Origin of the sequence: Cronobacter universalis NCTC 9529 (genome assembly GCF_001277175.1) — a bacterium.
In the GTDB taxonomy this organism is placed as follows: domain Bacteria; phylum Pseudomonadota; class Gammaproteobacteria; order Enterobacterales; family Enterobacteriaceae; genus Cronobacter; species Cronobacter universalis.
In genome coordinates this window covers 147,287-171,048 of record NZ_CP012257.1, presented here as the reverse complement: position 1 = coordinate 171,048, position 23,762 = coordinate 147,287, and the positions used below count along the sequence as shown (strand labels likewise).

15 protein-coding genes are annotated in these 23,762 nt (G+C 58.1%); 2 read left to right on the top strand and 13 right to left on the bottom strand.

The window, feature by feature from the left end; translation table 11 throughout:
- Window positions 1-21: 21 nt before the first annotated feature.
- The 4 genes from argH to argC all read right to left on the bottom strand — a co-directional run bounded on the left by argH (window position 22) and on the right by argC (window position 4,634).
- Window positions 22-1,395: an argininosuccinate lyase gene (gene argH / locus AFK65_RS00755; RefSeq protein WP_007704273.1), complete on the bottom strand. Its 1,374-nt coding sequence runs from the start codon at window positions 1,393-1,395 to the stop codon at window positions 22-24.
- 199 nt (window positions 1,396-1,594) lie between these two features.
- On the bottom strand, window positions 1,595-2,812 hold the full coding sequence (locus AFK65_RS00750) for an argininosuccinate synthase (protein ID WP_004386940.1): 1,218 nt from the start codon (window positions 2,810-2,812) through the stop codon (window positions 1,595-1,597).
- Window positions 2,813-2,838: 26 nt separating this feature from the next.
- Window positions 2,839-3,615 (bottom strand): acetylglutamate kinase, encoded by a 777-nt coding sequence (argB, locus tag AFK65_RS00745; RefSeq protein WP_085959938.1) that lies wholly within the window; start codon window positions 3,613-3,615, stop codon window positions 2,839-2,841.
- Between the two features lie 14 nt (window positions 3,616-3,629).
- The gene (gene argC, locus AFK65_RS00740; protein ID WP_007704265.1) at window positions 3,630-4,634 is read right to left on the bottom strand and encodes an N-acetyl-gamma-glutamyl-phosphate reductase; all 1,005 of its coding nucleotides are present in this window, start codon (window positions 4,632-4,634) and stop codon (window positions 3,630-3,632) included.
- Between the two features lie 180 nt (window positions 4,635-4,814).
- Here argC and argE point away from each other — a divergent pair, with 180 nt between their 5' ends.
- Together argE and ppc are read left to right on the top strand one after the other, a co-directional pair.
- Window positions 4,815-5,966 carry an acetylornithine deacetylase gene (gene argE, locus AFK65_RS00735; protein ID WP_007704262.1) on the top strand — a complete coding sequence of 384 codons (1,152 nt, stop codon included), beginning with the start codon at window positions 4,815-4,817 and terminating at the stop codon, window positions 5,964-5,966.
- A 639-nt stretch (window positions 5,967-6,605) separates the two neighbouring features.
- A complete protein-coding gene (ppc, locus tag AFK65_RS00730) occupies window positions 6,606-9,257 on the top strand; it encodes a phosphoenolpyruvate carboxylase (protein WP_038858384.1) in 2,652 nt (883 codons plus the stop codon).
- Between the two features lie 66 nt (window positions 9,258-9,323).
- Here the strand turns inward: ppc and AFK65_RS00725 are convergent, their stop codons facing one another.
- The 9 genes from AFK65_RS00725 to metB all read right to left on the bottom strand — a co-directional run bounded on the left by AFK65_RS00725 (window position 9,324) and on the right by metB (window position 23,761).
- Window positions 9,324-10,415 (bottom strand): fimbrial protein, encoded by a 1,092-nt coding sequence (locus AFK65_RS00725; protein ID WP_038858385.1) that lies wholly within the window; start codon window positions 10,413-10,415, stop codon window positions 9,324-9,326.
- A 108-nt stretch (window positions 10,416-10,523) separates the two neighbouring features.
- A complete protein-coding gene (locus tag AFK65_RS00720; RefSeq protein WP_038858388.1) occupies window positions 10,524-13,187 on the bottom strand; it encodes a fimbria/pilus outer membrane usher protein in 2,664 nt (887 codons plus the stop codon).
- 45 nt (window positions 13,188-13,232) lie between these two features.
- On the bottom strand, window positions 13,233-13,928 hold the full coding sequence (locus tag AFK65_RS00715) for a fimbrial biogenesis chaperone (RefSeq protein ID WP_038858390.1): 696 nt from the start codon (window positions 13,926-13,928) through the stop codon (window positions 13,233-13,235).
- A gap of 53 nt (window positions 13,929-13,981) precedes the next feature.
- Window positions 13,982-14,539, bottom strand: a complete 558-nt coding sequence (locus AFK65_RS00710; protein WP_007704233.1) for a fimbrial protein — start codon at window positions 14,537-14,539, stop codon at window positions 13,982-13,984.
- Window positions 14,540-15,203: 664 nt separating this feature from the next.
- Complete coding sequence (mqo, locus tag AFK65_RS00705) at window positions 15,204-16,862, bottom strand: malate dehydrogenase (quinone) (protein ID WP_038858393.1); 1,659 nt, start codon at window positions 16,860-16,862, stop codon at window positions 15,204-15,206.
- A gap of 274 nt (window positions 16,863-17,136) precedes the next feature.
- Window positions 17,137-18,426, bottom strand: coding sequence for a methyl-accepting chemotaxis protein (locus AFK65_RS00700; protein WP_007704225.1), 1,290 nt, complete (start codon window positions 18,424-18,426; stop codon window positions 17,137-17,139).
- A gap of 348 nt (window positions 18,427-18,774) precedes the next feature.
- On the bottom strand, window positions 18,775-19,680 hold the full coding sequence (gene metF, locus AFK65_RS00695) for a methylenetetrahydrofolate reductase (RefSeq protein WP_038858394.1): 906 nt from the start codon (window positions 19,678-19,680) through the stop codon (window positions 18,775-18,777).
- Window positions 19,681-20,164: 484 nt separating this feature from the next.
- Window positions 20,165-22,597, bottom strand: coding sequence for a bifunctional aspartate kinase/homoserine dehydrogenase II (locus AFK65_RS00690; RefSeq protein WP_038858397.1), 2,433 nt, complete (start codon window positions 22,595-22,597; stop codon window positions 20,165-20,167).
- 9 nt (window positions 22,598-22,606) lie between these two features.
- Window positions 22,607-23,761, bottom strand: coding sequence for a cystathionine gamma-synthase (metB, locus tag AFK65_RS00685; protein ID WP_007704214.1), 1,155 nt, complete (start codon window positions 23,759-23,761; stop codon window positions 22,607-22,609).
- Between the last annotated feature and the right edge of the window lies 1 nt (window position 23,762).

Sequence of the window (23,762 nt, the reverse complement as noted above, 5' to 3'; positions counted from 1 at the left end):
GCTTTCTTCTGCCATTCGCTATTATGCCAGTCGCGCTTTCGCCGCGCTAATGGCCTGCGCCACCTGCACCGGCGAGACGCCGCCCTGCGCCGCGCGCTTATCAAGACACGACTGCAGCGACAGCACCGGGTACACATCGTCACTGATTACCGGGCTGAATTTTTGCAGGTCGGCGAGCGCCAGATCTTCCAGCGGTTTGCCCTGGCGAATCGCCTCTACCACCGCCTCGCCCACAATGTGGTGCGCTTCGCGGAACGGCACGCCTTTAGCGACCAGGTAATCCGCCAGTTCCGTGGCGTTAGCGTAGCCCTGCTGCGCCGCTTCCTGACAGCGCGGGCGTTTCACCTGAATGCCGTCCAGCACCAGCGCCGCCATATGCAGGCAATCAAGCCAGGTGTCGAGCGCGTCGAACAGCCCTTCTTTATCTTCCTGCATATCTTTGTTGTACGCGAGCGGCAGACCTTTGAGCGTCATCATCATGCCGGTAAGCGCGCCCTGCACGCGGCCGCACTTGCCGCGAATAAGCTCCAGCGCGTCCGGGTTTTTCTTCTGCGGCATTAATGAGGAGCCGGACGTCACGCGATCGGACAGCTCGACAAACCCCGCTTCGCCGGAGTTAAAGAAAATCAGATCTTCCGCGAAGCGCGACAGATGCACCATGCTGATGGCGGCGTCCGACAGCAGCTCCAGCACATGGTCGCGATCGGAAACGCTGTCCAGGCTGTTGCGGGTGGCGCTGGCGAAACCAAGCCAGCCTGCCAGTTGTTCACGGTCGATCTCATACGCCGTACCGGCGAGCGCGCCGCTGCCAAGCGGGCTGACATCGAGACGTTTCAGCGTATCTTTCAGGCGGCTTTCGTCGCGCGCCAGCATTTCGACATACGCCAGGCACCAGTGCGCGAACGTCACCGGCTGGGCGCGTTGCAGGTGGGTGTAACCCGGCATCACCGCATCCTGGTTTTCCTCGGCGGTCACCACCAGCGCCTGCTGGAGCTGACGCGTGGCGCTCAGCAGCGCATGCACCTGGGTTTTGCACCAGAGTTTCAGGTCAGTGGCGACCTGGTCGTTACGGCTACGTCCGGTATGCAGTTTTTTGCCGAGCGGGCCGACTTTGTCGATAAGCTTGCCTTCCACCCAGCTGTGAATATCTTCCGCGTCGCTTTCCAGAATCGCGTGCGGGTTTTCCAGCACCTCTTCCAGCAGCGTATTGAGCGCGCCTTCAAGCTGGCTTTGCTCCTGCGCGGTCAGTACGCCGACGGTGACCAGCGCTTTAGACCAGGCCACGGAGCCGATAATGTCCTGCTCGGCGAGTCGGTAATCAAAGCGCAGAGAGTCATTAAATTGTTTAAACCGCCCGTCTGCCGCCTGAGTAAAACGTCCGCCCCAAAGTGCCATAATCCGCTCCGTTATCTGTCTTGCAATGGCGGGTGCGCTTTGCTTACCCGCACTACGACTGTTCTGGTTATCTCTTAAATGCGGGTGCGCTTCGCTTACCCGCCCTACAAAATAGTGTGCTGCTTTTCTGCCCCGTGGCCCACTTGCCGCGCGTAGGGCGGGTAAGCGTCAGCGCACCCGCCATCCACGCAACGGCAGATTACTTCTTCAGCTCATTCAGCGCACGGATGCGTGAAGAGAGGGAGAACAGACGGATAAAGCCGCCCGCGTGGCTGTGATCGTACACTTCGTCTTCGCCGAAGGTCGCGAACTCTTCGTTATACAGGCTGTTGGTCGATTTCTTCTGAATCGCGGTGACACGGCCTTTATAGAGCTCCAGCACCACTTCGCCGCTCACCTGTTCAGCCAGCGACTGCGCTGCCGCCTGCAGGGACTGACGCAGCGGGGCGAACCAGCGGCCGTCGTACACGACATAAGACATCTCAAGGCCCACCTGCTCACGCCATTTAAAGCTATCGCGATCCAGCACCAGCTGCTCAACGCCGCGCAGCGCCGCCATCATAATGGTGCCCCCCGGGGTTTCGTAGCAGCCGCGGGATTTAATACCCACCAGACGGTTTTCCACGATATCGATACGGCCCACGCCATGCTTCGCGCCGATTTTATTCAGCACTTCCAGGCAGCCAAACGGGGTCAGGTGCTCGCCGTTAACCGCAACCACGTTGCCTTTCTCAACGGTCACGGTCACCTGCTCCGCCTCATCCGGCGCGTCTTTAGGATCGACGGTCCAGACCCAGCAATCCTGGTTCGGGGCATTCCACGGGCTTTCCAGCACGCCGCCTTCGGTGGAGATATGCCAGGCGTTCTCGTCGCGGCTGTAAATTTTCTCAAGCGACGCGGTGGTCGGGATATCGCGCGCTTTCAGGTAATCCAGCAGCGCTTCACGGGAACGCAGGTTCCACTCACGCCACGGGGCGATAACTTTCAGGTGCGGAGCCAGCGCCGCCCAGGCGGATTCGAAACGCACCTGGTCGTTGCCTTTACCGGTCGCGCCGTGGCACAGCGCGTCGGCGCCGACTTTCTTCGCCACGTCCACCAGCGCTTTGGCGATCAGCGGACGCGCCATCGAGGTGCCCAGCAGATAGCTGCCTTCATACAGCGCGCCGGTTTGCAGCACCGGATACACGTAATCTTTGATGAACTCTTCACGCGCATCGACCACATAGCACTCAGACGCGCCGGAGCGCAGCGCTTTCTGCTCAACGCCTTTCAGATCGTCACGATCCTGGCCGATATCGACCACGCAGGCGACCACGTCGCACCCTTCATAGTTTTCTTTCAGCCACGGAATGATGGCAGAGGTGTCGAGGCCGCCGGAGTAAGCGAGAACCACTTTTTTGATGCCGTGATTTTGCATTGTCTTTTTCCTTTAAAAATTTGTAATCAGGCCAAAATGCGCGTGCCGATGGACACGCCATTAAAGAGAGCGGGCAACTGCTCCGCGTGGCGCCAGGAGGCGATGTCCACCGGGCGGCCCAGCGTGCGGGCGGCGTCCAGCGCCGCGTGCACTTTAACGATCATCCCGTCGGTGATAATGCCCTGCGCGATAAGCTGCTCGGCTTTCGCAGAGGTCATCTCGGCGATGCGCTGGCCTTTGCCATCCAGGATGCCGCTCACGTCGGAGAGCAGAATCAGATCCGCGCCCAGTGTGGCCGCGAGCGCCGTGGCCGCCTGGTCGGCGTTCACGTTCATCAGATCGCCGTTGTCCGTCACGCCAATGGAGCTAATCACCGGCATAAAGCCGTTTTCCAGCAGCGTCGTAATCAGCTTCGGCGACCCCGGATGCGCCTGGCCCACATGGCCCAGCTCTTCATCAAGCGGCGTCACGCTGACGCTGTCGCCGTCGCCCAGGAACAGGCCGACGGAGGCAATACCGTGTTTTTTCGCCCAGGCGAGCAGCGTCTTGTTGGCGGTGCCCGCCAGCGCCCCGGTAATGATGTCGATTTGATCGGCAGGCGTGACGCGCAGGCCGTCTTTCTTTTTCACCGGCAGGTTAAGCTGCTTCATCAGGTCGTCAACGAGGCAGCCGCCGCCGTGAACGATAACCAGCGGACGCTGATGCTCCTTGCGGTAGTTAACGAGGGCGGTAAAAAGACGCTCCAGCGCCTCTTCGCTGTCGAGCAACACACCGCCTAACTTAATGATTAACGGGTTCATCATCACACCTGACTCGGTTAAATAAGAGACTGCGTTTCGGCGAAGCCAAAACGAATATTCATACACTGCACTGCCTGCGCGGCGGCGCCTTTCAGCAGGTTATCTTCCGTGGCGACCACGATCAGATGCTCGCCCTGCACGGCGAAGCCGATATCGCAAAACGGCAGGCCCACCACGTTTTTCAGCGCGGGCACGCCTTTGTCATACAGCCGCACCAGCGGTTTGTCGCCGTAAGCGTCCTGGAAGGTGGCAGCGACTTGCTGCGCGCTCACTCCCGGCTTCAGGCGGCAGGTGATGGTTTCCAGAATGCCGCGCGGGAAGCTGCCGAGGTGCGGCGTGAAGATTACCTCCGCGCCCAGATGGCTCGTGATTTCCGGCTGATGGCGATGCGTAAAAATGCCGTAAGGCTGAAGGCTCACTTCGCAAAAACTGTTGGAGATAGCTGCTTTACGCCCCGCGCCGCTCACGCCGCTGGTGGCGTTAATCACCGGCCACTGATTGAGATCCAGCAAACCGGCGTCAATCAGCGGTTTCAGCGAAAGCTGCGCCGCGGTCGGGTAGCATCCCGGCACCGCCACCAGCGTCGCTTCCTTCAGCGCGTCGCGGTTCCACTCCGCCAGGCCATACACCGCCTGCGCCAGCAGCTCCGGGTGCTGGTGCGTGAATCCGTAAAATTTGTCGTAGAACGCGGCGTCGTTAACACGAAAGGCGCCGGAGAGGTCGAATACCACGCAGCCCGCATCGAGAAACTGCGGCGCGAGATCGTGGCTGACTTCATGGGCGGTGGCGAGAAACACCACATCCACGCCGTCGGTGAACTCGCGAATGTCGCTCATCGGCTGCAGCGGCAGGTCAAGCACGCCTTTCAGCTGCGGATGCAGATCGGAGATTAACTTTCCCGCATCATTGCTTTGCGCTGAGACCGTCAATGCGGTTATGTTCATATGCGGATGGCGATTCACGTAGGTCGCAAGCTCTGCGCCGGCATAACCACTGGCGCCAACAATCAGCGTGTTCAACATCGGGGCTGGATACCTTCTACCGTCATGTATTTCAGGCGCGGGCCTCCGGGCCGTTGCCGCGTCCGCGAGCGTATCGTCTTCACCGGAATCCGGCGGTTCCCTTACGCTCAACGTTAATGTATTTTTATTCACAAATACTGCATGAATATTGATACTATCACGACCTGAGGTCTGTCAACAGTGAAAATGAAATTACCGCCTTTTATCGAGATTTACCGCACGCTTATCGCCACGCCTTCCATCAGCGCCACCGACAGCGCGCTCGATCAGAGCAATGCGACTTTAATCAATTTGCTGGCGGGCTGGTTTGGCAGTCTCGGCTTCCAGGTCGAAGTGCAGCCGGTCCCCGGTACGCGCAATAAATTCAATATGCTGGCGAGCACCGGCAGCGGCGCGGGCGGCCTGTTGCTGGCCGGGCATACCGATACCGTGCCTTTCGACGACGGGCGCTGGACGCGCGACCCTTTCACGCTGACCGAGCATGACAACAAACTGTTCGGGCTCGGCACCGCCGATATGAAAGGCTTTTTCGCGTTTATTCTTGATGCGCTGCGTGACGTGGATGTGACGCAGCTGAAAAAACCGCTCTACATCCTGGCGACTGCCGATGAAGAGACGAGCATGGCAGGCGCGCGCTATTTCGCTGAAACGACCGCGTTGCGACCAGACTGCGCCATCATCGGCGAGCCGACGTCGCTTCAGCCGATCCGCGCCCATAAAGGCCATATCTCCAGCGCTATCCGCGTGCAGGGGCAATCCGGCCACTCCAGCGACCCGGAGCGCGGCGTAAATGCTATTGAACTGATGCATGACGCCATCGGGCGCATTATGCAACTGCGCGATTCGCTCAAAGAACGCTATCACTATGACGCGTTTACGGTGCCTTACCCGACGCTTAACCTCGGCCATATTCACGGCGGCGACGCGTCGAACCGCATTTGCGCCTGCTGCGAGCTGCATATGGATATTCGTCCGCTGCCGGGCATGACGCTTGACGATTTAAGCGGGCTGCTGAACGAGGCGCTGGAGCCGGTGAGCCTGCGCTGGCCGGGCCGTCTGACGGTCTACGATCTGCATCCGCCGATCCCTGGCTACGAATGTCCGCCGGATCACAAGCTGGTGCAGGTGGTGGAAAATCTTCTCGGCGCGCAAACCGATGTGGTGAACTACTGCACCGAAGCGCCGTTTATTCAGACGATTTGCCCGACGCTGGTACTCGGCCCCGGCTCGATTAATCAGGCTCACCAGCCGGATGAATATCTGGAAACGCGGTTTATCAAGCCGACCCGCGAATTGATTTCGCAGGTGGTGCATCACTTCTGCTGGCACTGATGTCCTGAATGTGATGGTGGATGCGCTGCGCTTATCTCCCTCTACAAGTAATTTTATCGTAGGGCGGGTAAGCTCGCGCACCCGCCATCAGACCAACGGTGGATGCGCTACGCTTATCACCCTACAAACGATAAAACCCAAATAGCGCCGCCGATTTCACCGTAGGGCGGGTAAGCCACGCGCACCCGCCAGTTCCCCTGGCAAACTCAGCCCATTCCACTGCGTTTACACTCTCTCGCAGCGCGTGCGACTGCATATTGCCGCTGACGCCTGCACGCTATTTTCATAAGCGTTACTTATCTGCAATAACGTGAATTAACTTTCATAAATTGCCGCGGTTTATTCCCCTGCTGAAGCGATTTCGCAGCAATTGACGAACGGGATTTCGCGTGGCTTTATAAAGTAAGAAGTCATTCAAGCCTGAACTTTCGGACGTAAGTAAAAGCTATCGCTTTTCGGTGTCCTGATTTTTTGCAGAACCTATACCCAAGGATTTCGTGTTGCAGGAAGGCGGCAAGCCTGGTGAGCCCCGGGAGCTTACATCGGTAAGTGACCGGGGTCGCCAGGCGCGGCCAACGCGCCTGCGGCGCGAAAGACGACGGGTATTAAACATAATTGAGATGGGGTGTCTGGGGTTATATGAACGAACAATATTCCGCTTTGCGAAGCAATGTCAGTATGCTCGGCAAGTTGCTCGGGGATACCATCAAGGATGCGCTGGGAGAAAACATCCTTGACCGCGTAGAAACAATCCGCAAGTTGTCGAAGTCGTCCCGTGCTGGCAATGAAGCAGACCGCCAGGCGCTGTTAACCACGCTGCAAAACCTTTCCAACGATGAACTGCTGCCGGTGGCCCGCGCGTTCAGCCAGTTCCTGAATCTGGCCAACACCGCCGAGCAATACCACAGCATTTCGCCGAAAGGCGAAGCAGCCAGCAACCCGGAAATTATCGCCCGCACCCTGCGCAAGCTCAAAGACCAGCCTGACATCAACGAAACCGCGATTCGTCAGGCCGTGGAGGCGTTGTCGCTGGAACTGGTGCTGACCGCGCACCCGACCGAGATCACCCGCCGCACGCTTATCCACAAAATGGTCGAAGTGAATAACTGCTTAAAACAGCTCGACCACAAAGATATCGCTGATTACGAGCGCAACCAGATCATGCGCCGCCTGCGCCAGCTGATTGCGCAGTCCTGGCACACCGATGAAATTCGCAAAAACCGCCCGAGCCCGGTGGACGAAGCCAAATGGGGCTTCGCCGTAGTGGAAAACAGCCTCTGGGAAGGCGTGCCGAATTATCTGCGCGAGCTGAATGAACAGCTCGAAGCGCATCTCGATTACAAACTGCCGGTGGATTTCGTGCCGGTGCGTTTCACCTCCTGGATGGGCGGCGACCGCGACGGCAACCCGAACGTCACCGCGGATATCACCCGTCACGTCCTGCTGCTGAGCCGCTGGAAAGCGACCGATCTGTTCCTGAAAGATATTCAGGTGCTGATTTCCGAGCTTTCGATGGTCGAGTGCAGCGACGCGCTGCGTGATTACGTCGGCACCGAGGGCGCCCAGGAGCCTTACCGCTACCTGCTGAAAGGGCTGCGCGCGCAGCTGCTCGCGACCCAGGCCTGGCTTGAAGCGCGCCTGAAAGGCCAGAAGCTGCCGAAGCCGCAGGGCCTGCTGACCCAGAACGAACAGCTCTGGGAGCCGCTCTACGCCTGTTATGAATCTCTCGTCGCCTGTGGGCTTGGGATCATCGCCAACGGCGAACTGCTCGACACCCTGCGCCGCGTGAAAGCTTTCGGCGTGCCGCTGGTGCGTATCGACATCCGTCAGGAGAGCACCCGCCACACCGAAGCGCTGGGCGAACTGACCCGCTATCTCGGCATCGGCGACTACGAAAGCTGGTCGGAAGCCGACAAACAGGCGTTCCTGATCCGCGAACTCAACTCCAAGCGTCCGCTGCTGCCGCGCCAGTGGGAGCCGAGCGACAACACCCGCGAAGTGCTGGATACCTGCAAAGTGATCGCCGAAGCGCCGAAAGGCTCGATCGCCGCTTACGTTATCTCGATGGCGAAAACGCCGTCCGACGTGCTGGCCGTACACCTGCTGCTGAAAGAAGCGGGTATTGGCTTCGCGTTGCCGGTGGCCCCGCTGTTTGAAACGCTCGACGACCTGAATAACGCCAACGACGTGATGACCCAGTTGCTGAATATCGACTGGTATCGCGGCTTTATTCAGGGCAAACAGATGGTGATGATTGGCTATTCCGACTCCGCGAAAGACGCGGGCGTGATGGCCGCCTCCTGGGCGCAGTACCAGGCGCAGGACGCGCTGATCAAAACCTGCGAGAAAGCGGGTATCGCGCTGACGCTGTTCCACGGTCGCGGCGGCTCCATTGGCCGCGGCGGCGCGCCGGCGCACGCGGCGCTGCTCTCCCAGCCGCCGGGCAGCCTGAAGGGCGGCCTGCGCGTCACCGAGCAGGGCGAGATGATCCGCTTTAAATACGGCCTGCCGGAAGTCACCATCAGCAGCCTGTCGCTCTACACCAGCGCCATTCTGGAAGCTAACCTGCTGCCGCCGCCGGAGCCGAAAGCCGGCTGGCGTCACATCATGGATGAACTGTCCGACATCTCCTGCACCATGTACCGCGGCTACGTGCGCGAAAACAAGGATTTCGTGCCGTATTTCCGCTCGGCCACGCCGGAGCAGGAGCTCGGCAAACTGCCGCTCGGTTCACGCCCGGCCAAGCGTCGCCCGACCGGCGGCGTCGAATCGCTGCGCGCCATTCCGTGGATTTTCGCCTGGACGCAAAACCGGCTGATGCTGCCCGCCTGGCTGGGCGCGGGCGCCGCGCTGCAAAAAGTGGTGGAAGACGGCAAGCAGGACGAGCTGGAAACCATGTGTCGCGACTGGCCGTTCTTCTCCACGCGCCTCGGCATGCTGGAGATGGTCTTTGCCAAAGCGGATCTGTGGCTGGCGGACTACTACGATCAGCGTCTGGTGAAAAAGGAGCTCTGGCCGCTCGGCCAGGAGCTGCGCCAGCTGCTGGAAGCGGATATCAAAGTGGTGCTGGATATCGCCAACGACTCGCATCTGATGGCGGATCTGCCGTGGATTGCCGAGTCTATCCAGTTGCGCAATATCTACACCGACCCGCTGAACGTGCTCCAGGCGGAGTTGTTGCACCGCTCGCGCCAGGCCGAGGAAGAAGGCAAACCCGCCGACCCGTGCGTTGAGCAGGCGCTGATGGTCACCATCGCAGGCGTCGCGGCAGGGATGCGCAACACCGGCTGATGTCACGCCTCAGAAGATAAAAAGCCCCGGCGCGCCGGGGCTTTTTTATGGGCAGCACGGTAAGCGTCAGTAGTAGAGCACCGTAAACGTAATCGCGCCGTTTGCCTTGCCGGGGCGCATCCGATCTTCCGTCTGGACATAGCGCGCCACAAACGGAATGCGGTGCGTGGAGACATCGTCGGTGCTGAGATCCCAGTAGTTATTGTTGTAGGTGTTCAGCGCCATCGGCTCATGCGTCGCATCTGACACATTGCCTTTGGCTATCTGAATGCCGATCCCGCTGGCGCTGTCGCTACCCGGCGTGACGGAGAAAATACCCGTACTGGCGTCAATCACCGTGGTGGAGGGTTTCATCGTGATCCACACCGGGTTCGGCGAGGCGTTACCCATTGAGGTGATGCCGCTGTCATTCGCGTTGATATTGGTGCGGATACCCCAGGCGCGCGGGCAGTTGGTCAGGGTAATCGACGCATCGCGCCACTCCGTCCCGCTCCCTACGCCGCTGAAATCGTTCTCCGCGCTCCAGGTGCCGAGCTTCACGTTAACATCCGGCGTGGTACAGGAGAGCGCGGCGACATTGACCGATCCGGTAAAGTTGATTTTCAGCGCGTTAAGCGGGCTGCCCGAGGCGCCTGACGCGATGAAATCGATCGCCATCGACGGCAGATCCTGGCCGTTCACATATCCCGGCTGTACAGGGCCGGTTTTAATGAGATAGAGCCAGAACTCACTATTCACCGTATGGTTAACGTTCTGATTGGGCTGCGGATGAATGGTGTCGATGTAATACGTTCCCGGAATGGCGACGCTTTTGTCACCCTGCGCCCATACCGCGACCCCGACGCCTGGCAGATTGGTATCCCAGACTTTGCCGGGGAACGGCGGTCCGTTCCACGGTGAAAGCCCGTGCGGCGTGCTGGTCCAGTGATAGTCATACGAGACGTCATAAGGCACGCTGTCGGTCGAGAGACAGTCAATTTTGACCGGCGCGCTGGGCATGTAATGCAGCCGGTAGAGCGTGCGCCCGTCAGAGGCGTCAGAGCCCACGGAAATCGTCCCGTTAATCGGCAGCGTCACGTTCACCGCATGCGACCCGGTGTGATAAGAACACGAGGTAGAAGCCAGCGCGTGCCCGCCGAACGCCAGCAGCAAAAGCATTCCGGCCTGGAGAGATAAAACCGTTTTCCTTACAGACATAATTCCCTCTTTACTGTGCATCGTTCCTGTCACAGGAAAAGTGTTATTGCCCGGCCACTCAGGCTGGCGTTAACCCGCCGTAAACGAGGCCTGGCGGCGCCGGTCGGTGGAGAGCTGTAGCGAGGGCGACGCGGCTCCCGCAGGCGGCAGACACGGTGTATCGAAGCGCTGGATCGACTGACGCTGTCCCTCCGCCTGCGGCATGAGCAAGTAGCTAATCAGACACTGCATCCCCACGCTCTCGCCCCACTTGACCGTCAGCTGGCCCTGGTTATTGCCAACGCGCGCATAGACCAGCCCACCCTGCCCCGCCGAACCCACCTGATTGCCTTCGGCATCGAACACCACCGCGCCGAACGGCACCGGATCGCCCTGATAACGCGAGGCGATAAGTACCGGCGTGCCGGTATTGGCTTTGTAGGTGAGCTTCACCACCGCCCCCAGATAAGGCGCCACTTTCTGCGAGGTGTTTTCCAGTTCCACATTCACCGGCGCGGTTTTCGGATCGACCGTGATGTCATTAAACTGATACGGGTCGAGGTACGGCACCGCCGCATAGCCGCGTCCGTCGACGAACACGCCGGGATAGGACGACACCGCCGCGCCGCGCGCGCCTTTCGCCTCGACCAGCGCGAAGGTGTCCGAGGTATACGGCGTAAACGTCAGCCCGCCGGAATGGCCAATAATGGTGCCGGTCGCGCCGAGCGACACGCTGCTGTAGTTATCGCCCACGCTGTAGCCACCGCTCAGCATCGTGACCTGGCTGCGGTAATCGGCGTTAAAGGAGCCGCTGGTGCCTTCTCCCTGATCGCCGTTCATCGCGGTCACGCTGTAGTTCATCTGGTTATACTCGCCAAGCGAGCCTGAGACGCCCACCTGTTGTCCGTCATGGCCGTTGCTGTCGCGCGTTAAATCGATATGCGCATGGGGCGTGTGCTGTTCAAAGTCCTGGCCCAGCGGGAAGCTCATCGTCAGCAAATAGTTGGTCTGCCCTTCGTTCTCTTTGCTGTAGGTGCGGCTCACCGTCAGGCCGTACGTCAGGCTTTTATAGGTGTTGTTATAGCCGACCTGAAACTGCTTATCGGAGCCCGCTTTATTCCAGTAATCCTGTAACGAACCGCTGAGGTAGAACTGCCCCCAGCCGTCGTCCAGCCCCTGGCTGACCGTCGCCACAAACTGATTTTTCATGCGCAGAATACTGTCCGGCGAATCGCCGCGATCGACCGCGTCGCGCGTCAGCATCGCCGTCTGAAAGTCCATGTACTGGCTGGTGGCGAAGCGATACGCCGCCAGTGAAATATTGCTGCGCGTCTCCGTGATATCTTTGCTGAAGCTGAGTTTATAGCTCTGCCCGCTGAGGCTGTCGGCCTGACGCTGGCCATTCACGTAAGTACCGTTATCCAGATGCGTGCGCGCCTGCGTGATATCCAGCGCCAGCGAGCCAATGGGCGTGCCGAAGGCCATCCCGAACAGCAGCGCGTAGTAGCCCTGGCTCACCTGGACGCCGCCGTAGCTCGTCAGACGGTTAGAAATCCCGTACTGGTAAGTCGCCTGATACAGCGCCGGTTTGCTGCGTAGCGAATCGTTGTGATACTCCCCGGCCACGGCGGAGTAGCGCAGCGCGCCGGGGCGCAACTGTTGCGCCACCGAGGCGTAAGGCACCTGGAAATGCTGTTCGCTGCCGTCCGCCTCATAGACGGTGACGTCAAGATTGCCGCCATAGCCGGTCGGGTAGAGATCGTTAATCGCGAATTCGCCGGGCGCGACGGTGGTTTCATAGATGGTCTGCCCGCTCTGGCGCACCGTGACGCGCGCGTTGGTGCGTGCCACGCCGCGGATATCCGGCGCGTAGCCGCGCTGCGATTCCGGCAGCATCCGCTCGTCGCTCGCGACCTGAACGCCTTTAAAAGGCAGCGTATCGAAGACCTGGCCCTGGGTATTCGTCTCCCCGACCAGCGCGCGTCCTTTAATAGCGGGAATGTCGCGTTGCAGATAGGTGCTGATGCTGTTGTATTGCCGCTCGCCCTCTTCCATATAGCTGTAGTAGCCGTTATGGCGAAGATACCAGGCGCCGACGTTAAGCCCACCATCAAGGCTTGAGTAAAAGGAGTCGAGCGTTTTACCGTTGGCATGGCTGGAGTAGCCATTCATGTTATACCCGAGCATCAGCGCCGGAATGCCGCTATCCCAGAGCTCAGGGTTTACGCTGCCGCGCGCGTTATGCAGCAGATAAATTTGCGGCACCGAAATATCGAGCCGCTGTTCGCTGGTATCAAACGCGATTTCCGAATGCGGGAGCTTCTTTTCCAGATCGAGACACGGCTCGCCCTGCTGAAAAGGGGTCAGGAAATCCTTCGGCAATTTTTCATAATTAAACGGGATAGTTTTAATCAGATCCGCCGTCAGACAGACGCGGCTGGTTTTATCCGGTTGCGCCACCACGTCAATGTCGCTGGTGAGCGTCGCCTGACCATTAATGTATACCAGCGCGCGATAGCGGCCCGGCAGCGCCGTCGCGCCATTGGCGAAACGGCTTAAATCCACCGCGTTTTTATTTTCCAGATTCAGGAAAATATTATCGAATTCGACGCGCTCGGCGATATCGACCGGCTTCTCAGCGGGCTTTCCCGGCAGATTTTCCGCCTTTCCCGGCGCTGCCAGCAAAAAAGTCATCACAGCCATGATGCCGGGCGCGAGCGTCGCTGCATTTCCCTGGCGCAACCTATTTTTCATCACGCTTCTCTTTTAGGGTGATAGTTGAATAAACAGAGCGACGGCTTATTTCAGCGTCGCCTCGAATTCATTCAGCGCGCCATAATCATTGACAAAGACGCCTGCGAGTTTATTTCCCGGACTGCCGGGCAGTTTTACCGTCATGGTGGATTTTGGCGCGATCATGTCGGCATCAACGGTTTTCCCGTTCACCTTCAGCCTGACCAGAGAAATAAAATAGGGCGTGGGGTTTATCGCCTCGATAGTCTGACCACTGGCGCGCCAGGTCACATGTGAGACCGCTTCATTCGCATTGCCTTCAAGCCCTGTGGGCCGGAGAAATAATTTAATGCGCGAGCGAAACGCGACCTGTAGATAGTTATCGCTGAGCGTCGCTTTTTTGGCGGGGATTTCCAGCACGTTAAGCCAGTAAACCGATTCACGATCCGCCGGCAGTAATTTACCGGTAAAGGTAATACGCAGCGTCTGGCCTTTATCCGGCTCTACCCGGTTAATGGGCGGCGTTAAAATAAAGGGCACCTGGATGGTTTCCGGCGCGGCGTCTGCGTTGCCGTTATCGATCCAGCTTTGAATTAATACCGGCGAGGCGCCTTTATTATCGAGCTTTACGCTGACCTCCGGCGCATCGCTCGGGTAAATCACGCGGGTGCCGGTAATCACGATACTGGCGATGGCCGCCGGGCAGGCGAACCACGTCGCCAGCGCAAAAAACGCGCCTTTCCAGGAAAGGGTATGCGCCATGCTATTTACTCCCTTAAGGAAATACAGGAGGGGCGGCCCCTCCTGTCGCGTTTTTACTTATACATCAGCGAGTAAACGACGCTGCTGTTAACCTTACCGGCAGTGGTCGCATCTTCTGCGTAATATTCCACGGCGTAAGGCAGCGTGGCGCTGCCGTCGGTAGTGTCATAGGCGATATAGGTGGTATCGGTCGCCTGGCTTGCGCTACCTGCTTTAATCACGGCATAGGAAGAGCTGGAACCATCGCGCAGCTGGAGGCTGACGTTTTTGGCATTATCCGTACCCGTGGCGTTTTTCAGGCGGCCGGTCACCGGATCGACCGAGGCGCCCGCTTCAAAGTAAGCGGCCACCGTGGTCAGCGTGCCTTCACAGTTGGCAAGCTCCATCACAAAATTGGTGCGACCCGCCGTTTTACCGGCGGCTTCGAGCTGATTGATACCCAGCGTCGGCAGCGTAATGGTCGCGTCTGCGCCCTGACCGTCTACGGTTACGTCACATGATGTTGCCGTCAGTTCCCCTTCAAAGGTAATTGTGCCGGTGGAAGCCGCCTGCGCGGTAGCAGCCAATCCCATTGCCGCAGCTAAAGAAAGGCCAAGTGCTAACTTTTTCATATATCATCCTGGTTACATTAAAAGTTAAGCTATTTATTAAAATAGCCGGAATATATTCACAGCCTGTGAATATACTTTTCATCCCGAGTGCGCCTTGCGTATCAGGATAAAACAGGTGCGCCACCATCGTTAAACATCGCGCTAAGGGTGACTATGGCGCGCTTATTTACCGCCAGCGCTGAACGTTACGCTGTTATTAATCGTTATGGGTAGCGATCGTACCTGTTTTAACGAGAGTGGTTATTAACAGCGCCACAATGATGTGTGCATTATAAAAAGCATCCGTCACGTAACAATAGACGGACCTCTAACAGCCTCTATGAATAAGCCGATTCACTCTGAAAACACCTTTAAAAATAATCATCTGGAAAATACCGGGCCGATTTCCTAAATATCAGGAAGACGCAATTTCAGTAAGAAATAAAAAAGGAAAGCGCTATTACCCTGGCAATAAGAAAACCCCAATGGGCAATAATTATCGCAGGGCATTATCTTTATTATTGATTATTTATTTGAATGGAAAGTAAAGAGCAAACCCTGGTGTGACGGACGTGAGGGGGGTGAGTCGTTAAGCGTTTATCTTACAGTGACCATTAACAGCGCCAGCGCCGTACAAAAAAGAAAGGAGGCCAGCGGCCTCCTTTCTTGCATTGCGCAATCGTGCTTACAGCGCCATATCGTGCTGCGGGCTGGCTGCTTGTGCCGGTTTGGCTTCCGGCGTGGCGGGTTTCGCGTCTTTCATCTGGATCACCGGCGGTTTGGTGAGCTGCAGCGTCGCCGCCGTCTCATCCCATACCTGCTGGGTCAGCGCCACGTTGCCGTTCAGCTTCTGACCGTAGCTCGGCACGATCTCACGCAGCTTGCTCTGCCAGGCTTCCGATTTGTACTGCTCCGGGAACAGTTGCTTGATGACGTTGATGGAGATCGGGGCCGCGGTGGAAGCGCCAGGCGATGCGCCAAGCAGCGCCGCCAGGGTTTTCTGCTGGTCGGTGACGATTTCGGTGCCCAGCTTCAGCACGCCGCCCTTCTCCGGGTCTTTCTTGATGATCTGGACACGCTGGCCGGCCTGGATAAGCTTCCAGTCCTCTTTACGCGCCGTCGGGTAGTACTCTTTCAGCGCTTCAAAACGGTCTTCATCGCTCAGCATGACCTGACCAATCAGGTATTTCACCAGATCAAAGTTATCGAGGCCCACATCGGTCATCGGCATAAAGTTGCTGGTGGTGGTAGTGCTCAGCAGATCGAAGAACGAACCATTTTTCAGGAATTTGGTGGAGAAGGTCGCGAACGGCCCGAACAGCACCACGCGTTTGCCGTCCAGGAAGCGGGCGTCAAGGTGCGGTACGGACATCGGCGGCGCGCCGACGGACGCCTGGCCATAGACTTTCTCGCCGTGCTGACGGGCGATTTCCGGGTTTTCAGACACCAGGAACGAGCCGCCAACCGGGAAACCTGCGTAGTTGTCCGCTTCCGGAATGCCGGTTTTTTGCAGCAGCTTCAGCGCGCCGCCGCCCGCGCCGATGAACACATACTTCGCGTCCACGGCGTGCTCTTTCCCGCTGTTCACATCGGTGATGGTGACGTGCCAGGAGTTATCGGCGTTGCGTTTGAAATCGGTAACTTCAGAGGAGGTTTCCAGTTTGAAGTTGCTGGTTTTTTTCAGGCTGCCCACCAGCTGGCGGGTAATTTCGCCGTAGTTCACGTCGGTGCCGACCGGCGTCCAGGTGGCGGCGACTTTCTGCTTCGGATCGCGGCCTTCGATAATCAGCGGCGCCCATTTTTTGATTTGCTGCTGATCGGTGGAGAACTGCATGCCCTGGAACAGCGTGGTCTGCTGCAGCGCCTGATAACGTTTGGTCAGGTACTCCACATTTTTATCGCCCCAGACAAAGCTCATGTGCGGCGTGGAGTTAATAAAGGAGTGCGGATCGTTGAGCACGCCGCGCTTCACCTGAGAAGACCAGAACTGGCGCGAAATCATAAACGCTTCGTTGATTTCCAGCGCTTTGGTCACGTCGATCGAACCGTCTTCACGCTCCGGCGTGTAGTTCAGCTCCATGTTCGCCGAGTGGCCGGTCCCGGCGTTGTTCCAGCCGTTAGAGGATTCGAGCGCCACGCCGTCGAGTTTTTCCACCATCAGCTGTTTCCAGTCCGGCTGGATCTCCTGAAGGACGGTACCGAGCGACGCGCTCATGATGCCGCCGCCAATCAGCAGAACATCGGTTTTTTCCGTGGTGTTTTCCGCATAAGCGGCTGAACTGACAAGTAAAGCAATAAGCGAGAAAGCAGGCGCGCGTTTTCCGCTGAGGATCATTTTAGACATCACAATCAACTATCATTGAAAATTTAGCTGATTATTTTAACGCATCAATTAACTTTTTAAAATTATTAAAACAAAAAATTAACAACCGTAAGAAGCGTGCGGTTATATCAGACGTTTCGCATGCCATGCGCGTAAATAGCGCCACCGCATTTCACTAAAATAATCAGCCAGTTCCGGTTATCGCCGGAAACGGCTGTATGCCGGGCGCCGCCACAAATATTACGCATTAAAACACTACAGACGTTGCGATTATTCATGACGTCGCCGCGGACCGTCAGGCATTAATGACTTTGCCGATCGCGTTGACGGCTTCGAGAATATTTTTGGCGTAGCCTTCAATCTCTTTGGTCAGCGTTAACGCCTCGCGGGAAATAGCTGTCGTGGACGCCACCGCGTCACCGCTGCGACAGATAGAGTCGAGCGCGCTTTTCGTCAGGTGATCGTTTTTCTCGGTGATGCGCGTTATTTTTCCGGTCGCGTCATCGATACGGTCAGCCAGCGATTTCACCTCGGTGGCGACGACAGAAAAGCCTTTACCCGCATCGCCCGCCCGCGCCGCTTCCACCGAGGCGTTAAGCGACAGCAGTTTGGTCTGGGTCGCTATCTGCGCGATGACGGACGACAGATCCATAATACTTTCAGAGTCATTTTTCAGGTTGGTCACGATAGCGATAACCTGCTCCATATTGCTTTGGATATTCTCCATCGCGGTAACGCAGTCGTCTAAGGTCTTTCTGATCTCAACCGTTTTGGTGAGCGTCTCGCGGGAGACGGCTTCCGCTCTTTCCGTCGCCTGGCGCTCATCGCGACTCTTCTGTACTTCAGCCGTTACGTCATAGGCGAATTTCACCACGCGATAGAGACGGCCTTTATCGTCAAACACCGGGCTGTAGCTGGCGCGCAGCCAGAGTTCATGACGATGTTTGGTCACGCGGCGGAAATCGCCGGAGGCGAATTCGCCGTGGTTCAGCTTGCGCCAGAAATCCGCGTACTCCGCGCTCATCGCGTACTCGCGCTCGCAGAAAATACGATGATGCTTGCCGATAATTTCGTTCAGCGTGTACCCGGAAGCCTTACAGAAGTTCTCGTTGGCAGAGACGATATGCCCGTCCGGCGTAAATTCAATAATCGCCATAGAGCGGTGCGCCGCCTTGAGGATAGCGTCTTTGTTCAGCGCGTCATGGATCCTTCCTGAGATATCACGCGCCAGTTTAAGAACATACTCAACGTTATTGTTTTTGCCGATGACCGGAATATAGTTCGCCTCCAGCCACATTTCGCTGCCGTCTTTTTTATAACGCTGGAATTTATCGCTGAAGGTTTCGCCGCGTCCGAGACGGTGCCAGAACTGTTTATATTCCGGGCTCGCCGCATATTCCGGCGAGCAGAACATGCGGTGGTGCTTCCCCACCAGTTCGCTAAGCGAATATCCCATGGCATTCTGGAAAGGCGGATTCGCCTCCACAATAGTGCCATCAGGGCGGAAAAGAATAACCGCCATATGTTCTTTTATCGCAGCAAACGCCGCGTGATTTTTTAAAATATTGGTTATCGTGCTAATCATTATTGCTATCCAGGAAGGTTTCTTACACAGCATATCGGCAATAATGATTAAGACATAACGTGTATTTTTATATCGCTCCGATAGCTGTTACGCCTGGTTTGTTTATTAATATCAAAACAGTCGCAATAATATGTGTGCTAACAGTCAGAAATAGCATCGGCGATGCGTAATCATCTCTACAGAAAGCGAAAACACGCTGAGATTTAACTTAAGGAAAAACAACCTGTACAGCCTATGATAATCTTGTACAAGTTGCGTGGCGTGCTGAAAGATATGTTTTGTAACAATCGCGTTAGCGCCCGCCACAAAAAAGGAGGCTTGCGCCTCCCCTTTATTAACCCGAAAGGGTTAAGCCGTTTTCAGTTCCACCGCCGGTCTTACACCCAGCGTATGGCAGATGGCGTAACTCATTTCCGCGCGGTTAAGCGTATAGAAGTGGAAATCTTTTACGCCTTCGCGGCTTAAAATCTTCACCATGTCCATCGCGATGTTAGCGCCGACCAGCTTGCGGGTTTCGGCGTCGTCATCAAGCCCGGCAAACATCTGCGACATCCAGGACGGAATGCGCACGTTGGTCATGTCGGCAAACTTTTTCGCCTGCTTAAAGTTAGAGACCGGCAGAATACCGGGAATGATTTCCACATCAATGCCCGTCGCGGCGCAGCGGTCGCGAAAGCGCAGATAACTTTCGACGTCAAAGAAGAACTGGGTGATGGCGCGGTTAGCGCCCGCGTCGATTTTACGGCGCAGATTCAGCAGATCCGCCTGCGCACTTTTCGCCTCCGGGTGTACTTCCGGATACGCCGCGACGGAGATATCGAAATCAGCGACCTCTTTTAACAGCGCCACCAGATCGCTGGCGTACATTTCCGGCTTGCCGCTGCCAGCAGGCAGGTCGCCGCGCAGCGCGACGATATGGCGAATGCCGTTGTTCCAGTAGTCGCGCGCAATGGTGCGCAGCTCATCAGGCGTCGCATCGATGCAGGTGAGGTGCGGCGCCGCTTCAAGGCCCGTGCGGTCTTTGATGCCTTTGATGATGCTGTGGGTGCGGTCGCGCTCGCCGGAGTTGGCGCCGTAGGTGACCGACACAAATTTCGGCTTCAGGCTGCTTAAGCGATCGATAGAGGACCACAGGGTCTGCTCCATTTCACTGGTGCGCGGCGGGAAAAACTCAAAGGAGACGTTAATCTGTCCCTGCACTTCTGCGAGGCTCTGATTCAGGGCCTCCCGCTGGTTGGCGTGAAAAAAGCTCATACCTTACCTCATCAATCGCTGTGTCGTGGTCGCGTGTGTTGACTTCTATACGTTTAGACGTCCAGATGTAAAAATGACGGAAAAGCCGGATGGCGTCAACAGGTAAATCATCACTTGATGTGAGTATTTTTCAGCGAAGATGAAAAAGGTTCATGACGGGGAAGTGCGCAAAGGTTGTACAGCGGAAGAAAGGCGTGGGGTGTTATCTGGCATGGCGGGTGCGCTGGCGCTTACCCGCCCTACAAGGGATGTGGCGTTGGATGTTTCTGACCGGCGGGTGCGCTGACGCTTACCCGCCCTACAGGGGATGTGGCGTTGGATATTATCTGGTACGGCGGGTGCGCTGACGCTTACCCGCCCTACAAGGGATGTGGCGTTGGGATATTATCTGGCACGGCGGGTGCGCTAACGCTTACCCGCCCTACAAAATAAAACGCAGGCATTACGTAGGGTGGGTAAGCGCAGCGCACCCACCACGGTGAAATCAGAGCAACTGCGCCAGACGGTTAAGATCCGACTGAATCGCCCCGGCGGTCACGTCGCGCCCGGCGCCTGGCCCGCGGATAACTAACGGGTTATCGCGATACCAGCGGCTTTCAATAGCGAACACGTTATCGCAAGGCAGCAGCGACGCCAGCGGATGCTCAGGACGCACCGCCTCGACGCCGACGCGCGCCTTGCCGTTGGCGTCAAAGCGCGCCACATAGCGCAGCACCAGGCCCAGCTCGCGCGCCGCTTCAAGACGCTGCACCATCTGCTCGTTCAGCGCGTCGCCATATTCAAAGAAGTGATCCACCGATCCCTCTTCGCACCCGGCCGGCACCAGCGACTCCACGCGCACCTGATCGGGTTCGATATCGTAGCCCGCCTCGCGCGCCAGGATAACTAACTTGCGCATCACATCTTTACCGGAGAGATCCACGCGCGGGTCCGGCTCCGTCAACCCCTGCTGCCACGCCTGGTCCACCAGCTCGGTAAACGGCACCGTACCGTCGAACTGTAAAAACAGCCACGACAGCGTGCCGGAGAAAATCCCGCTGATGGAGAGAATCGAATCGCCGCTGTCGCGCAGATCGCGCACCGTATGGTTCACCGGCAGTCCGGCGCCGACGGTCGCGTTATAGAGCCAGTGGCGTCCCGTTTTCGCAAAGGCGTCGCGGATTTGACGGTATTTCTGGCTGTTGCTCGCGCCCGCCAGTTTATTGGCGCTGATCACGTGAAAACCGTGGCTTGCGAAATCGAGATACTGATCCGCCAGATCCTGGCTTGCGGTGACGTCCAGCACCACTAAATCGTCGTACGGGTGCGCGCGCATCCACAGGAACAGCGACTCTTCATCCTGCTCCACCGCTTCATCATTAAAGAACGCCAGCGCGCGGCTCGCGTCCAGGCCGTCGTAATTCAGCAGGCTGCGGCGGCTGTCCACCACGCCCGCCAGTACAAACTCAAGGCCGGTGCGGGCAGAGAGCGTCTCCTGCTCGCGCGCGAACAGCTCCAGCCAGCGCGAGCCGATATTTCCCTTGCCGAACAGCACTAATCCGATACGTTTTTCCGCGCGGAACAGCGACTGGTGCAGCCCCTGGATCAGGCTCTCCGTCGGGCCGGTACGCAGCACCGCCACCAGGCTGATGGCCTCTTCCGACTGCCAGATAAACTCTACCGGCTGATCTTTCAGCTGCTGCCAGAAACGATGGCTGTGCAGCGGGTTGCGGCAGACGCCCGCCCCCACCAGCGCCACCAGCGCCAGCCCTTCACGCAGGCGCAGCTCGCCCGGCAGCGCGGCGTCTTCCAGCAATTTGAGCGCGCTGCCGACGACTTCCGAGGTATAGCAGAGTTGCAGCAGGCGGCGATCGGGATGCACGCCGACCGATAGCGGACGCAGCTGGGCGCGTCTTAAGAGCGCATCAACCTCTTTATGCGCCAGTTTGAAATCCTGGTGCGACGGCACTTCAAATTCGATAAGGCAGACATCATCATGACTGGTGACGATACGCGCGCCGGTGCCGGAGGCCAGCACGCGCTCAATGCGCGTGGAGCCCTGCTCCGGGCTGTAGCTGCAACGCAGCTGTAGATCGATATCGCTGCCGGAAACCGGCTGCAACGTGCGGGCGTGCAGCACGGGCGCGGCCAGACGCGCCAGCTCGCTCGCTTCGTCGAGGCGCAGCAGCGGCAGTAAGCAGGCGTCTTTAACTTTGCGCGGGTCGGCGCTGTAAACGCCCGCCACGTCGCTCCAGATGGTGACGCGCGAGACACCCGCCAGCGCGCCGATTTGCGTTGCCGAGTAGTCGGAGCCGTTACGGCCGAGCAGCACGGTTTCGCCCGCGTCGTTGCGGCAGATAAACCCGGTGACGACTAAACGTTTATTCGGGTGCTGCACCAGCAACTGCTGCAACAGCGGGAAGGAGAGGCCTTCGTTCACCTGCGGCTGCGCGGCGCGCTCCGCACGCAGGAAATCGCGCGCGTCGAGCCAGGCGGCGTCGATCCCCTGCTGATTGAGCACCGCGGCCATCAGGCGCGCGGACCAGATCTCGCCGTGGCCGACCACTTCCGCGTAAACCGCGTCGGTGATAGTGCCGTCCAGCAGCGCCGCGAGACGCTCAAGGTCGCGGATAAATTCGCTGACCAGGCCGTCGGCGACCGAGGCGGGCAGCAGCCCGGAGATAAGCTCGCTCTGATAACGGCGCAGCGCCTGTTGCACCTGATGCGCGGAGAGACGATCGTTCTGGCTTAACTTCAGCCAGCTTATCAGCTGGTTGGTCGTACTGCCCGCCGCGGACACCACCATCATATCCCCGGCGCGGGAATAGTCGGCCATGATACCCGCCACGCGCAGGTAACATTTCACGTCGGCGAGACTGCTGCCGCCAAATTTGTGCAGCTGACGACCGTTCGTCCCTGCAGGCGCTGTAACACTCATGCTTACCCCTTAGCCCGCCGCCTGGAATGCTTTTTCCAGGTCGGCAATTAAATCTTCGCTATCTTCAATACCGGTCGAAATACGTAACAGCGTCTCGGAAATGCCCGCGGCGGCGCGCGCTTGTGGCGCCATGCCGGCGTGGGTCATCGTCGCGGCGTGGGAAATCAGGCTCTCCACGCCCCCTAACGATTCCGCCAGCGTGAACAGCTCCAGCGCGCCGAGAAAACGGCGCAGCGTCTCTTCATCGCCATCCAGTTCAAAACTCAGCATCGCGCCGAAGCCTTTCTGCTGGCGGGCGGCTATCTCATGCCCCGCATTCTCCGGCAGCGACGGATGATACAACTTTTTCACCCGCGGCTGTTGCTTCAGGAAATCGACAATCGCGCTGGCGTTACGCTGCGCCACTTCCATACGCGGGCTCAATGTACGCAGGCCGCGCAGCAGCAGGTAGCTGTCGAACGCGCCGCCGGTCACGCCGATGTTATTCGCCCACCAGGCAAGCTCGGTCACCTGCTCAGGATCTTTCGCAATCACCACGCCTGCGACCACATCGGAGTGCCCGTTGAGGTATTTGGTGCAGGAGTGCAGAACCAGATCGGCGCCCAGCGCCAGCGGGTTCTGCAATGCCGGGCTCATGAACGTATTATCCACCACACTTATGGCTCCGGCCGCGCGCGAAAGTTCGCAAATTTTCGCAATATCCACCACGCGCAACAAGGGATTGCTCGGGCTTTCCACCAGCACCAGTTTCGGTTGTTCGGCAAGCGCCGCTTTCAGCGCCGCCTCATCGCCCTGATCGACGAATTTCACGCGATAACAGCCGCGTTTCGCGAGGCTGTCGAACAGGCGATAGCTGCCGCCGTAGCAGTCATGCGGCGCCACCAGCAGATCCCCGGGCTTCAGGTAAACGGTGGTGACCAGATGGATCGCCGACATGCCGGTGTTGGTCAGCACGGCGCCCGCGCCGCCTTCCAGCTCCGCCAGGGCACGCTGTACCACGTCGCGCGTCGGGTTGCCGCGGCGGGAATAGTCATGCGCGCGCGGTTCATTAAAACCGGTGAAGTTATAGGTGCTGGAGAGGTGAATCGGCGGGACAACGCAGCCGTACTGCTCGTCGTCATTGAGCCCGCTGCGCACTGCGATGGTGGCCTGTTTACGCGTCATG

Coding starts and splice junctions, on each gene's coding strand:
- argH (WP_007704273.1), bottom strand. CDS start 1,395: ATGGCACTTTGGGGCGGACGTTTTACTCAGGCGGCAGACGGGCGGTTT.
- AFK65_RS00690 (WP_038858397.1), bottom strand. CDS start 22,597: ATGAGTGTTACAGCGCCTGCAGGGACGAACGGTCGTCAGCTGCACAAA.
- AFK65_RS00715 (WP_038858390.1), bottom strand. CDS start 13,928: ATGGCGCATACCCTTTCCTGGAAAGGCGCGTTTTTTGCGCTGGCGACG.
- argB (WP_085959938.1), bottom strand. CDS start 3,615: ATGATGAACCCGTTAATCATTAAGTTAGGCGGTGTGTTGCTCGACAGC.
- metF (WP_038858394.1), bottom strand. CDS start 19,680: ATGAGCTTTTTTCACGCCAACCAGCGGGAGGCCCTGAATCAGAGCCTC.
- AFK65_RS00725 (WP_038858385.1), bottom strand. CDS start 10,415: ATGCTTTTGCTGCTGGCGTTCGGCGGGCACGCGCTGGCTTCTACCTCG.
- mqo (WP_038858393.1), bottom strand. CDS start 16,862: ATGTCTAAAATGATCCTCAGCGGAAAACGCGCGCCTGCTTTCTCGCTT.
- argC (WP_007704265.1), bottom strand. CDS start 4,634: ATGTTGAACACGCTGATTGTTGGCGCCAGTGGTTATGCCGGCGCAGAG.
- AFK65_RS00700 (WP_007704225.1), bottom strand. CDS start 18,426: ATGATTAGCACGATAACCAATATTTTAAAAAATCACGCGGCGTTTGCT.
- AFK65_RS00710 (WP_007704233.1), bottom strand. CDS start 14,539: ATGAAAAAGTTAGCACTTGGCCTTTCTTTAGCTGCGGCAATGGGATTG.
- AFK65_RS00750 (WP_004386940.1), bottom strand. CDS start 2,812: ATGCAAAATCACGGCATCAAAAAAGTGGTTCTCGCTTACTCCGGCGGC.
- AFK65_RS00720 (WP_038858388.1), bottom strand. CDS start 13,187: ATGAAAAATAGGTTGCGCCAGGGAAATGCAGCGACGCTCGCGCCCGGC.
- metB (WP_007704214.1), bottom strand. CDS start 23,761: ATGACGCGTAAACAGGCCACCATCGCAGTGCGCAGCGGGCTCAATGAC.
- ppc (WP_038858384.1), top strand. CDS start 6,606: ATGAACGAACAATATTCCGCTTTGCGAAGCAATGTCAGTATGCTCGGC.